Annotated in this window: 10 protein-coding genes; 3 read left to right on the top strand and 7 right to left on the bottom strand. The window is 66.7% G+C overall.

Annotation, left to right across the window (positions count from 1 at the left end):
• The 5 genes from AO501_RS27085 to AO501_RS27065 form a co-directional block, all read right to left on the bottom strand.
• Positions 1-743 (bottom strand): PPE family protein (locus AO501_RS27085; protein WP_082658859.1); only part of this gene is annotated, 743 nt, incomplete at its 3' end.
• 256 nt (positions 744-999) lie between these two features.
• Positions 1,000-3,384, bottom strand: coding sequence for a cation-translocating P-type ATPase (locus AO501_RS27080; protein ID WP_055580641.1), 2,385 nt, complete (start codon positions 3,382-3,384; stop codon positions 1,000-1,002).
• Positions 3,381-4,964, bottom strand: a complete 1,584-nt coding sequence (locus AO501_RS27075) for a serine hydrolase (protein WP_055580640.1) — start codon at positions 4,962-4,964, stop codon at positions 3,381-3,383. The genes AO501_RS27080 and AO501_RS27075 overlap by 4 nt, the downstream gene beginning before the upstream one ends.
• A 19-nt stretch (positions 4,965-4,983) precedes the next feature.
• Complete coding sequence (locus tag AO501_RS27070; RefSeq protein ID WP_156452798.1) at positions 4,984-6,102, bottom strand: MBL fold metallo-hydrolase; 1,119 nt, start codon at positions 6,100-6,102, stop codon at positions 4,984-4,986.
• A 5-nt stretch (positions 6,103-6,107) separates the two neighbouring features.
• Positions 6,108-6,839, bottom strand: a complete 732-nt coding sequence (locus AO501_RS27065; protein ID WP_055580639.1) for an enoyl-CoA hydratase — start codon at positions 6,837-6,839, stop codon at positions 6,108-6,110.
• A gap of 28 nt (positions 6,840-6,867) precedes the next feature.
• Here AO501_RS27065 and AO501_RS27060 point away from each other — a divergent pair, with 28 nt between their 5' ends.
• A complete protein-coding gene (locus AO501_RS27060; RefSeq protein WP_055580638.1) occupies positions 6,868-8,367 on the top strand; it encodes a carboxyl transferase domain-containing protein in 1,500 nt (499 codons plus the stop codon).
• On the opposite strand, the gene AO501_RS27055 is transcribed toward AO501_RS27060, so the two are convergent.
• Positions 8,352-8,897, bottom strand: coding sequence for a TetR family transcriptional regulator (locus tag AO501_RS27055; protein ID WP_055580637.1), 546 nt, complete (start codon positions 8,895-8,897; stop codon positions 8,352-8,354). The two genes, AO501_RS27060 and AO501_RS27055, sit on opposite strands and share 16 nt — an antisense overlap.
• 103 nt (positions 8,898-9,000) lie before the next feature.
• Between AO501_RS27055 and AO501_RS27050 the strand changes: the two genes are divergently transcribed.
• A complete protein-coding gene (locus AO501_RS27050) occupies positions 9,001-10,128 on the top strand; it encodes an FAD-dependent oxidoreductase (RefSeq protein ID WP_055580636.1) in 1,128 nt (375 codons plus the stop codon).
• A 3-nt stretch (positions 10,129-10,131) separates the two neighbouring features.
• Here AO501_RS27050 and AO501_RS27045 read toward each other — a convergent pair whose 3' ends face one another.
• Positions 10,132-11,190, bottom strand: a complete 1,059-nt coding sequence (locus tag AO501_RS27045) for a PPE family protein (protein ID WP_411580487.1) — start codon at positions 11,188-11,190, stop codon at positions 10,132-10,134.
• Positions 11,191-11,310: 120 nt separating this feature from the next.
• Here AO501_RS27045 and AO501_RS27040 point away from each other — a divergent pair, with 120 nt between their 5' ends.
• Positions 11,311-11,934 carry a TetR/AcrR family transcriptional regulator gene (locus AO501_RS27040; RefSeq protein ID WP_055580635.1) on the top strand — a complete coding sequence of 208 codons (624 nt, stop codon included), beginning with the start codon at positions 11,311-11,313 and terminating at the stop codon, positions 11,932-11,934.
• The last annotated feature ends 69 nt before the right edge of the window (positions 11,935-12,003 follow it).

The raw sequence follows: 12,003 nt of genomic DNA, 5'->3' as shown, positions 1-12,003 counted from the left end.
CCCAGATTCCCCGACCCCAGATTGAAACTCCCCACACTCCCCAACCCGACATTCCACAATCCATGGTTACCCAGGCCAAAATTAGCGGAGCCCATATTGCCCACGCCGACATTGGCGTTGCCCAGATTCGCCAGCCCCACTTCGAAAACACTGACGCGGCCCGGTGGGTTTGCCACCGCGGATTGGGCAGATGCGAGCGCTGCCATAATCGCGCCGGACGGCTGCTGCAGCAGTCGGGTGAACGGAGCCAATGCCGACACGATTGCGGAAGCTTCAGCGCGGTATCCGAACATGGCGGCGACGTCCTGCGCCCACATCTGCTCGTACTCGGCATCCACGGCAGCGATCGCCGGCGCGTTCAAGCCCAGGAAGTTCGAGGTCACCAGCTTCACCAGCTGAGAGCGGTTCGCCAACACCGAACCCGGATTCACCGTCGCCGCCAGCGTCGCCTCGAACGCAGTCGCCGTCATGCGAACTTGCCCGGCGGCCTGCTCTGCTTGTGCGCCCGTCGAGGCGAGCCAGTCAAGATACCGACCGGCCACCTCGACCATCGCCGCAGACGCCGCGCCCTGCCACGAGGCGCCCGCCAGCGCCGACGTTATCGAGGAAAACGCGGTTGTCGCCCAGCGCAATTCAGCCGCCAGTTCATCCCATGCGGCCGCCGCCGCCAGCAGCGTGCCAGTTCCTGCGCCACCGAATATGCGCGCGGAGTTGATTTCTGGTGGCGACACCACAAAATTCATCGCCGCAACCTCTCCGGCAGATGGCCGAGCCCGCGACCGCCCACCGCTCACCCGCAAATGACGCCGCGGCCAGTACCGCGGTTACCCGAAACGTCTCAAGCGGCTGATTGCGCGTCAGCCTACGCCCGATTCGGCCGGAATATGCCGAAATGTAACAAATACAAATGACCAGCGGTCATAAACGATTCGCGATTCATTTTGACTGTAAAATTCGTGTACAAATCGGCTCGTTTATGCAAGCAATTGACGCTAATGTTCAGGACGTCCGGCGGTGCCACACTTGAGGTCGCACGCCGAGGATCCTGGCCCGAACCCACCACATCGTCTCGATCGTCGCGGCCCCCAGCACTCCGATACCCAGCGCGACCGAGGTGACCCACAGATTCGACGGGTCCAGGAAGAACTTTCTCTGCGCCCACGGCAGACTGAAGATCAGCACGTATGCCGACGCCGAGGCGATCACCAGCGCCAGCCGCCACCACTCGTACGGTCGGGCCGCAACCGCAAGCACCCAGACCGCGGTCACCAGCAAGGTGATCAACGCCGCGGTGGACGCCTGGTCCTGCTGCACCGAGGTTGCGTGACGGCCGTGGTAGGCGGTCAGGTAGGTCGCGAACGTCGCGATGCCGACGATCAGACCAGCCGGCAGCGCGGAGCTCAGCACCCGCCGGACGAAGCCTGGGTACGCGCGCTCGTTATTCGGCGCGAGCGACAAGATGAATGACGGAATTCCGATGGTGAACCACGCCGCGATGGTGACGTGGATCGGCTGGAACGGATAGAGCAGCGGCTCGGCCCCCAGCGGCTTGGCCAGCAGACACTCAAGTCCCACCAACAGCGCCAGCAACGCGGCGTAGACGGTCTTGGTCAGGAACAGAGTTGCGACCCGCTCGATGTTGCCGATCACTCGCCGTCCTTCGCCAACGACGTACGGCAGGGTGGCGAACCTGTTGTCCAGCAACACGATTTGCGCGACCGCCCGCGATGCTGGACTGCCGGCGCCCATTGCCACCCCGATGTCGGCGTCTTTGAGGGCCAGCACGTCGTTGACGCCGTCTCCGGTCATCGCCACGGTGTGACCGTGTGATTGCAGGGCATGGACGATGGCACGTTTCTGGTCTGGACGGACCCGGCCGAACGTGTTGTGCGAGTCAAGCGCGTCGGCCAGTTCCGCTTGGTCGGTGGGCAGCCGGCGGGCGTCCATCGCGCGGCCATGCAGACCGAGCTTGTCCGCCACCGCCCCGACCGACACCGCGTTGTCCCCGGAGATCACCTTGACCGCTACCGATTGCGCGGCAAAGTATTCCAGCGTCTCGCGCGCGTCGGGACGCACCCGCTGCTCCAGCACCACCAGGGCAACCGGTGTCACGGCACCCGGGGCCTCCGGATCGTCCACCGGGACAACGGCGGATCCCAACAACAGCACCCGCAACCCTTGGGCACCGAACCGCTCGGCCTGCTCGGCCGCTGCCGACTGCGGATCGAGCAGCACATCGGGCGCCCCGATCACCCAGTTGCCGTGATCGCCGAACGACACGCCACTCCACTTGGTCGCCGATTTGAAAGGCGCTGTCGCACTGGGGATCCAGCCAGGCGCCTTGTCATAGGCCTCGGAAATTGCCAGCATGCTGGCATTCGGGCGGGGGTCGGCCGCGGCCAGCGCGGCAAGCACCTCGGCAACACTCTGCGCCGCGTCGTCGAGTTCCCGGACTTCGGACACTCGCATTCCAGTTTCGGTCAGGGTGCCCGTCTTATCCGCGCAGACCACGTCGACGCGTGCCAATCCCTCGATGGCCGGCAACTCTTGCACGAGACACTGCCGCCGGCCCAGTCGGACCACGCCGACGGCGAACGCGATCGACGTCATCAGCACCAGTCCTTCGGGCACCATCGGCACCAGCGCGCCCACCATGGCAAGCACCGATTCGCGCCACCCCACGTTCGTGGTGAAGAGCTGGGTGTAGATGGTCAGTAGTCCCACCGGGATCAGGAGGTAGGTGATGAACTGCAAGATCCGGTTGATGCCGTTTCGCAGTTCGGATTTCACCAGGGTGAACTTGCTGGCTTCGGCGGCCAGTTTGGCCGCGTAGGCATCGCCGCCGACCTTGGTGGCACGATAGGCGCCGGCGCCGGCGACAACAAAGCTTCCTGACATCACTTTGTCGCCAACCTCTTTGGCGATCGGATCGGCTTCCCCCGTCAGCAGCGATTCGTCGATCTCGAGGTTCCGCGTTTCGACGGCCTCACCGTCGACCACGATCTGATCGCCAGGGCCCAGCTCGATGATGTCGTCGAGCACCACGTCCCCGGGTGGCAGGGTGACCGTGCCGGATTGCCTGCGCACCAGAGGTTTTGCCTGGCCGATGATCGCCAGCCGGTCCAATGTCTGCTTGGCGCGGATCTCCTGGACCATGCCGATGACGCTGTTCGCGACGATGAGCATCCCGAACAGCCCGTTGATCAAAGATCCGGTGAGCAGCACGATGCCGAACAGCACACCGAGGATCGCATTGATCCGCGTGAAGACATTGGCCCGGACGATGTGAGCGATGCTGCGGGTGGCACGCTCGGGAACGTCGTTGGCCTGACCGTCGGCGACCCGCTGCGCCACCTCCGCATCGGTCAGGCCGCTGGCGGTCATCGCGTGAAGGTCCCCAGGCCGCTGGAGTCGAAGTATTCGATCTTCAGTGCCTCGCCGGTGAAAACTGCCGTGGAAACCGAACCGGGCAAGGCGTTTTCGGTGGACAGCGGAAAGGTGAAGGTGTCGCCGTCCCAGTGCGCCAAGTCGAAGGTCTGGTTTTTCGGTCCGAGTGTGAGCTGCAGCCGGCCGTCGTGGTCGCTGACGGTGGCCGGTCCCCAGTAGTCGTTGTTATAGACGCCGGCGTAGTCGCTCAACGGCTTGGCCGGTGCGGGGCTGACCGGGGGCTGCTTGCCGACGAGCGTGCCGTCGGGGTTGTTCATCGGCGCAAGTTGTTGCCGGTACAGATTCGCCCAGTCCTCTCGCACCTGACCGTATTGCACCAGATCCATGAACTGCGCGGTCAGCGCCTCCGGAATACCGTACGGCGCGGCGTTGGTGAGGGCGATGATACCGATGTCCTCCGACGGCATAACGGCGAAATTCGTTGCGGCGCCGAGCCCGAAGGCGCCCGAGTGGCTGTACATCGTGCGGCCCGACGAGGTCACCGAGGTGTTGAACCCGTGGCCGTAGGTGCCGGCTCGGGCATTCGGGTTCCTGGCTGCAGTCGAGATGACCTGCGGGGTGATGGCAGGCAATAGCGCCTCCGGTGAAGTGATCCGCTGGCCGTTGTAGGTGCCGTTGGCCATCACCATGGTCAGCCAGCGCGCCATGTCGTTGACCGACGAACTCACCCCACCGGCCGGCGTCTGAGGGTCGGGATCGCGCTGGAATCGCGCTTCCCACCTGTCACCGCTCTTGATGTGGTTGACCGCGTGGTTGGGCCTGGCCAGGAAATCGGCGAACTTCGAACTGGTCGACGTCATTCCCAGCGGGCGGTACAGGACCTCCTCGGACAGGTCCTCCCAGGGCTTGCCGGCCGCCGCGGCCACTGCGTCGGCAGCTGCCGTCACGCCGAAGTTGGTGTAGGCGTAGCTGATCCGAAACGGCGCGAGCGGCAGGTACTTCAACCGATCGAGCACCTGCTGCCGGTCGTAGCCCAGATCTTCCAGGGCGTCGCCGGCGTGGTCGGGTAGACCCGAGCGGTGCGAGTACAGGTCGGCGATGCTGACGTGCGTGGTGACGTAAGGATCGATGAGGGTGAAGCCCGGCAGTTTCGTCGCCACGGGTGTGTCCCAGGTGATTGCGCCCTCGGTCACCTCATGTGCCACCACGGTCGCTCCGACCGACTTGGACACCGACGCCAGCTGAAACACGGTGTCGGCGTTGACCTTGTTGTCCGGGCCGTCGCCTTTGCCGGCATCCTTGATACCGAAGCCTTTGGCGTACAACGTCTTTCCGCCGTGCACAATCGCCACGGCCATACCCGGGATGCCGGAATTCTTCATCAGCTCGGCCACCAGGCCGTCGACCTTGGCGACGGCTTCGTCGATGCGCCCGGCCGGGATCTGCACGCCCGACACTTCGTTGGGCGGTAATTGCGCGGGCGGCGAGGAAGGGGCGGCGACCGGCCGGGATGACCCGCAACCGGTCACCGCGAGCAGCACCATCAGTAGTGCGGCTGCGGCCGCGCGTTTCGTCATGGCCGCACTTTAGCCCGCGTTACAGCCGCCACCACGGGTTGAATCGCAGCGGGTTGACCGTGTCGATGCGCTGCCCGGGCAACGGCACGGCAACTTGAACGCCATCCGGCTCGGCGGCCTTGAGCACCCGCTCGACCGGCTCCGCCCACGGGTGCGGCGCCAGCCGGAAGGTGCCCCAGTGGATCGGTACCAGCAGCCCCGAGCCTGAGTCGGTGACGTCCAGGTGTCCCCGGACCGCCTCCTCGGGATTCATGTGGATGTCGGGCCAGGCCGTGTTGTACGCCCCGATCGGCATCAGCGTCAGGTCGAACGGTCCGTGGTCAGAACCGATCTCAGCGAAGCTCTTGGTGTAGCCGGTGTCGCCGCCGAAGTATGCGCGGTGGCCGGGGCCGATGAACGCCCAGGACGCCCACAGCGTGTTGTTGCGGGAGAAGAAACGACCCGAAAAGTGCCGGGCCGGCATGCAGACGATGGTCAACTCGTCGACCTGCGCGCTCTGATTCCAGTCCAGTTCGACGATCCGCTGCTCGGGTATCCCCCATGAGCGCAGGTGCGCTCCCACCCCGAGCGGCACGAAGAACGGCGCCCGTTGGGTGCGGGCCAGCGCACGCACGGTGTCGATGTCCAGGTGGTCGTAGTGGTCGTGGCTGATCACCACGGCGTCCACCGCCGGCAGCCCTTCCAGCAGGACCGGCGGCGGGTGCAAACGCTGCGGACCCACAATGTCCGACGGCGAGCAGCGGTCGCTCCACACCGGATCCGTCAGTACGCGGAACCCGTCGATCTCCACCAACGCCGTCGAGTGCCCGAACCAGCTCACCGCCAGCTCCGCCGGCTCGCCCTGGTAAATCGACGGCGAGGCCAACGGGATCGGCTTCGCGGGCAGGCTGGCGCCGCGGTTCCCGATCAACTCCCACGCGATCTGCCGCATCTCCTCGCGGTTCATCACATAGAGCGAACTCGGGTCGAGGTTGACGAAAACCCCGTCCTGGTAGTTCGGCGAACCTTCGGAGACCGCCGCGATCGACGACGGGTCGGCGCCCAGCGCAGCGGGCGCGCCGTGCAGCGCCCGCAGCAGCCAGCCACCCGCCGCCAGCGAAACCGTACCGCCGGCCAGTCGCAGCGCCCGCCGCATCATGACAGTTACGCCCCCTGAAAGTTCGGCGGCCGCTTCTCGATCCGGGCGACCTGCGCCTCGATCACGTCCTGGCTGCCCCACGCCTTGTCGAAAAGATCCTTGTGCTCGGGCCGCGGCTCTTCGATCGACCCGTCGTCGTTGAGTACCCGCTTGGCGTGCTGGATAGCCAGCGGCGCCAGACCGGAAATCTCCGCTGCCCATTCCTGCGCATCGGCGAGCGTTCCGATTCGGTTGGCCATCCCGGTCTGCAGCGCCACGTCGGCGGTCAGCTTCTCGGCGGTCAGCAGCATCGCCCGCGCCCGGCCGTGACCAACCAGCGACGACAGCCGACGGATACTCCAGTTATCCAGGGCCAGGCCGTATTTCGAGGTCGGGAATTGAAAGAATGCGTCCGGGGCTACGACCCGCAGGTCACACTGCATGGCCAACTGCAGCCCCGCGCCGATGGCCGGTCCGTTGACAGCGCCGATGACGGGGACCGGCACCGCATCCATCACCCGGTGCAGCTCGACCAGCCGATCGGGGTAATCCGCGGCGAAGGCGTCTCCGGACAAATCGGCGCCCGCGCAGAAGGCGGTCCCCTGGCCGGTCAGCACGACGACCCGGGTGTCCGTCCCGTCGGCCTTGAGCAGAGCTTCCCGCAGTTCCTCCACGAGTTGAGAGTTCAGGGCATTGCGTCGCTCGGGCCGCTGCAGCTCGATGGTCGTGACGGCTTCGCTCTGGGTGACACCGATCATGGGGGCCAGGATATATAGCCTCGTCCTTGTGAGCCGGATCACGACCGACCAACTGCGCGACGCAGTGCTCGACGAGGGCTCGTTCGTCAGCTGGGACGTCGACCCGCTCCCAGTACCGATGTCCAGCGGTTATGCGCGCGAGCTGGCCGACGCGCGCACTGCCAGCGGCCGCGACGAAGCGGTATCCACCGGCGAGGGACGGGTGTTCGGACGGCGGGTCGCGGTGGTGGTCTGCGACTTCACCTTTCTGGCCGGCTCGATCGGCGTGGCCGCGGCCGAACGCATCACCGCCACGGTGGAGCGCGCGACGGCCGAGCGGCTGCCGCTGCTGGCGTCACCCTGCTCGGGCGGCACCCGGATGCAGGAGGGCACTGTCGCGTTCCTGCAGATGGTCAAGATCGCCGCGGCCGTCAAGCTGCACCGCCAGGCCCACCTTCCCTACCTGGTCTACCTGCGCAACCCGACCACCGGCGGGGTCTTCGCGTCGTGGGGTTCGCTGGGCCACGTCACCGTCGCCGAGCCCGGCGCCCTGGTCGGGTTCCTGGGGCCCCGGGTATACGAACTCCTGTACGACCAGCCGTTTCCGACCGGCGTTCAAACCGCGGAGAATCTGCAGCGCCACGGGGTGATCGACGGCGTCGTCGGGCTCGATGAGCTGCGGACGACGCTGCACCGGGCCCTGACGGTCATCGCGGACACTCCCGACCCACCGCCGGCGCAGGCGCCTGCCGAACCGATTCCTGACGTGCCCGCCTGGGACTCGGTGATCGCTTCGCGTCGCGCCGACCGCCCCGATGCGCGGTATCTGCTGCGGCACGGCGCCACCGACCGGGTGCTGTTGTCCGGCACCGGCCAGGGTGAGGCGGCGACGACGCTGCTGGCGCTGGCCCGCTTCGGCGGCCAGCCCGTGGTTGTGCTCGGCCAGCAGAGGATGGACAGCGGCGGGGGAAACACCGTGGGGCCCGGTTCGCTGCGCGAGGCCCGCCGCGGCATGGCGCTGGCCGCCGAACTTCGCCTGCCGCTGGTGCTGGTGATCGACACCGCCGGTCCGGCGCTGTCGGCCGAAGCCGAGCAGGGTGGGCTGGCCGGCCAGATCGCCCAGTGCCTGGCCGAGCTCGTCACGCTGGATACGCCGACGGTGTCGGTGCTGCTGGGTCAGGGCAGCGGCGGGCCTGCGCTGGCGATGGTGCCCGCCGACCGGGTGCTGGCCGCGCTGCACGGCTGGTTGGCGCCGTTGCCACCGGAAGGTGCCAGCGCGATCGTTTTCCGCGACACCGACCACGCGGCCGAACTTGCTGCGGCACAGGGCATTCGGTCGGCTGATCTACTGGCGTCCGGGATAGTCGACGCTATCGTTCCCGAGCATCCTGACGCCGCCGACGAACCGGTCCAGTTCGCGCGGCGACTGTCGGCGGCCATCGCCGCTGAGGTCCACGCGCTGCGCGAAACGCCGGCGTCGCAGCGCCTGGCCGCGCGCCTGCGGCGCTACCGCCGCATCGGGCTACCCGAAACTCAGTCGTCCAGATAACGCTGGATCGTCGGCCCGAGCCACTCGACGACCTCGTCCTGACTCATATCGACCACGGGCGGCAGCCGTAACACGAAGCGGCACAACGCCAGGCCCAGGATCTGGGTGGCGATGAGCCCGGCCCGCTTTCCGGCTTCACCGGGCGGCGCCCAGGCTGCCACCAGCGGCTGCAACTGAATTCCGAAAATATCCCGCATTCGTTGTGCTGCAACATTATTCGTGGCACTGCAGCGCAACAGAATTACCAGGGCATCGTCGCCACCCTCCCAGCGCCGCAGGAAATGGCCGACCAGCAACGGGCCGAGACGGCCCCGGTCAGCAGGCGCGAAATCCGGCAGCCGCAAATCGAATTCGGCTGCGGCGGCGAACAGTTGATCCTTGGTGCCGAAGTACCGCATCACCATCGCCGGATCCACGCCGGCATCTGCGGCGATTGCCCGGATGGTGGCGGCCTGAAACCCGGCCGTCCCGAACCGCTCGCGCGCTTTGGCCAGAATCAGGGCCTTGGTCTCCGCCGACGACCGCCTCATGTCAACAACTGTAGGCCAACAAGTGTTGACATACCGGGCGACCGCGCGCATCATCGGTTATGTCAACAGTTGTTGACTTAGCTGGTTGAGGAAAGGACCCACCATGAAAGACACCGATGTCCTCGTCGTAGGCGCCGGGCCCACCGGGCTCACACTGGCCGCCTCACTGGTTGCCCGGGGAGTCGACGTGGTGGTGGTGGACGAACTGCCGTCCGGTGCCAACACCTCCCGCGCCGCCGTGGTGAATGCCCGCAGTCTGGAATTGCTGGAAGACCTAGACGTTTCCCGGCGGCTGGTCAAGGCCGGGCTGACCGCGCCGCGATTCACCATGCGGCAGGGCTCACGCGTCCTTATCCGGGTCGACTTCAGCAAGCTGCCGACCGCCTACCCGTACAGCCTGATGATCTCCCAAGCCGACACCGAGAGGGCGCTGGAGGATCGGCTGAATGAATTGGGCAGCAAGGTGATTCGACCCAAGGCGGTGAGCCAGCTGAGCCAGGACGCAACCGGGGTCACCGTGTCGTTCGACGACGGCGACAGCGTCCGTGCGGGCTACGTCGTCGGCGCCGACGGGATGCACAGCACCATCCGCCGGCAAGCCGGAATCGGCTTCACCGGTGGGGAATTCGCCGAGTCCTTCGCGCTGGCCGATGTGCGGGTCGCCGGCGACGCTCCCGCCGACGAGGTCATCCTCTTCTACGGCAACGAGGGCCTGACCGTGCTGGCGCCGTTGCCCGGTGACGTCTACCGCATCGTGGCCCCGGCCGCCCAGGCGCCGTCAGTGCCCACGGTCGAGTTCGTGCAGGATTTGCTGGACAGCCGCGGCTTCGGTCCGGGACGCACGGTCGTCACCGAGTTGGTCTGGGGGTCTCGCTTCCGGATCCAGCACCGCGTCGCCGACACCTACCGGGCAGGCCGGCTGATCCTGGCAGGCGATGCCGCGCACGTGCACAGTCCCGCCGGCGGCCAGGGCATGAACCTGGGCATCAACGACGCCGTCACGCTGGCAGAGGCACTGGCCGAGGTTTCTGACTCCGCGCTGGACGCATACAGCGCGACCCAGCGAGCGCGCGCACGACGGGTCCTGAAGCTGACCGGACGGTTGACGAAGGTCTCGACCATGCCGCGACCGCTGCGCCCGGTCCGCAATTCGGCCATGCGCCTTGCGGCGTACGTTCCGGCGGCACGACGAAAGTTCGCGTGGCAACTGAGCGGCCTGGTCAACCGGTGAGCGTCATACCCCGACCTGCGGGATCACGCTGGGCCGCTGCTGCACCACATGCGAACCCCCGCCGCCGCCGACCATCCGCCCAGGCATGCCGCCGTTGGCACCCGCTCCCGCCGGCACCGGCATCATCGGCATCCCGGCGCCGGCCCCGGCTGCCATCTCGGCGTTAGCGATCGTCGCTGCACCGGCAAGGCTGGTGCCCGGCAACGCGGAAGCAGCCCGCGGGTCCGGCACCGATCCGACCCAACTCTGCGGCACCGACAACGCACCGACCGTGCGCGCCTGACCCAGTCCCGCCGCCGCGCCGAAACCGGTTCCACCCGTCGGCTTGATCGCCTCGGCTGCCGCGATGGCCGGCATTTCCGACGGCTCCGAGGCCCCGACCAGTGCGGCACTGCCCGGCGCCCCGGCGCTGCCCAGACTGGAAAGCGGTGTCAACGCTGTGCCGACCGCAGTGGACGCCAACTGAAAGCCCTGCGACACCGCGTCCAGTGGGATCGCTTGAGCGAGCGTCACCGCCTGTGACGCAAACCCGGCGAGCTCGGCCGGCAGCGCCGCGAACGGCGTCAACGAGACAGCCACCGAAGCCGCGTCCGCGAGATAGCCCAGCATGGCGGCCACATCCTGGATCCACATCTCGATGTAGAGGAAGTCCGCGGCCGCAATCGCCGGAGTGTTCTGGCCCAGGAAGTTCGTCGCAATCAACGCCAACTGGTGATTCCGGTTGGCCGTCACCTCAGCGGGATGGACGGTGGCGGTCCGAGCGGCCTCAAATGCCGTCGCCGCCGCGCGGGCCTGCACGGCCGCGACCTCGGCGATGGCCGACGAGGCGCTCAACCACCCGACGAAACCCGCCGCGATGCCGACCATCGCATTGGCCGCGGGACCCGCCCACGACCCGCTGACCAGATCCGATATCACCGCGTCGAAGGACGAAGCCGAAGACTGCAGCTCTGACGTCAGCCCGTCCCAGGCGGCGGCCGCCGAGAACAACGGTCCGGAACCGGGCCCGGTGTAGATGCGCGCCGAGTTCACTTCCGGAGCCAGCATTTCGAATCCGATCACCTTGACACACCCCTTTCATCAACCGCCCGAAACATACATTTGTGTATACGATACGTCAACATATTTTATGCTATGGTGCATCCGATACTCTTAGGGATCACAGAGAGGACGGAGCGGCGAATGACGTCAGCGAGCACCGCAAAGGCGACGCGCGTCACCAAGCGCCGCGCCGAAACCCGCGGACGACTGATCGATGCGGCGATCGAAGTCTTCGCCGAGAAGGGCTATGGGCAGGTCACCATCAAAGATGTGTGCACCGCGGCCGGCTACACGCGGGGTGCGTTCTACTCACAGTTCGAAAGCCTCGAGGAGCTGCTTTTCGTCATCTACCACCAATGGACGGCCCAGATCGCCGAGCAGGTGCGTGGCGCCGTCGACGCCGGTGATCCGGTCAACGACCTGCCCGGGATCATCGCGCGCATCGTGGAGACGCTGCTACTCGAACGCGAGTGGCTGTTGATCAAGGTGGATCTGCTGGCGGTGGCCGCGCGCAATCCGGAGCTGGCCCAGCGCTGGTCCGTCCACCGCGGCAAACTGCGCAGGACCATCGAGGAGCTGCTCATAGCGCGGGGCATCGGGTCGCATGAGTCAATCGGCAGCGTAGAAGAGACGGCCCAAGCCGTAATCGCCCTTTATGACGGTCTGGCCACCCAGCTGATCCTGGAAAACGACGACGGCGCCGCGCGCGCCCGGCTCATAAAGCTGCTCAACGTGGTACTCACCCCGGGCGGAACCGCTCCCTGACCACCCGGAGAACTCACGTCGACGACATTCGGCCCCCGATGTGGCCCTCCACGTATCCGATGTGGCAAT

Source organism: Mycobacterium gordonae (genome assembly GCF_001417955.2).
Taxonomy (GTDB): domain Bacteria; phylum Actinomycetota; class Actinomycetes; order Mycobacteriales; family Mycobacteriaceae; genus Mycobacterium; species Mycobacterium gordonae_B.
Note: the sequence above shows the minus strand (reverse complement) of the source record. Positions and strands in the feature narration are given on the sequence as shown.

Coding starts and splice junctions, on each gene's coding strand:
- AO501_RS27080 (WP_055580641.1), bottom strand. CDS start 3,384: ATGACCGCCAGCGGCCTGACCGATGCGGAGGTGGCGCAGCGGGTCGCC.
- AO501_RS27075 (WP_055580640.1), bottom strand. CDS start 4,964: ATGACGAAACGCGCGGCCGCAGCCGCACTACTGATGGTGCTGCTCGCG.
- AO501_RS27070 (WP_156452798.1), bottom strand. CDS start 6,102: ATGATGCGGCGGGCGCTGCGACTGGCCGGCGGTACGGTTTCGCTGGCG.
- AO501_RS27065 (WP_055580639.1), bottom strand. CDS start 6,839: ATGATCGGTGTCACCCAGAGCGAAGCCGTCACGACCATCGAGCTGCAG.
- AO501_RS27055 (WP_055580637.1), bottom strand. CDS start 8,897: ATGAGGCGGTCGTCGGCGGAGACCAAGGCCCTGATTCTGGCCAAAGCG.
- AO501_RS27050 (WP_055580636.1), top strand. CDS start 9,001: ATGAAAGACACCGATGTCCTCGTCGTAGGCGCCGGGCCCACCGGGCTC.
- AO501_RS27040 (WP_055580635.1), top strand. CDS start 11,311: ATGACGTCAGCGAGCACCGCAAAGGCGACGCGCGTCACCAAGCGCCGC.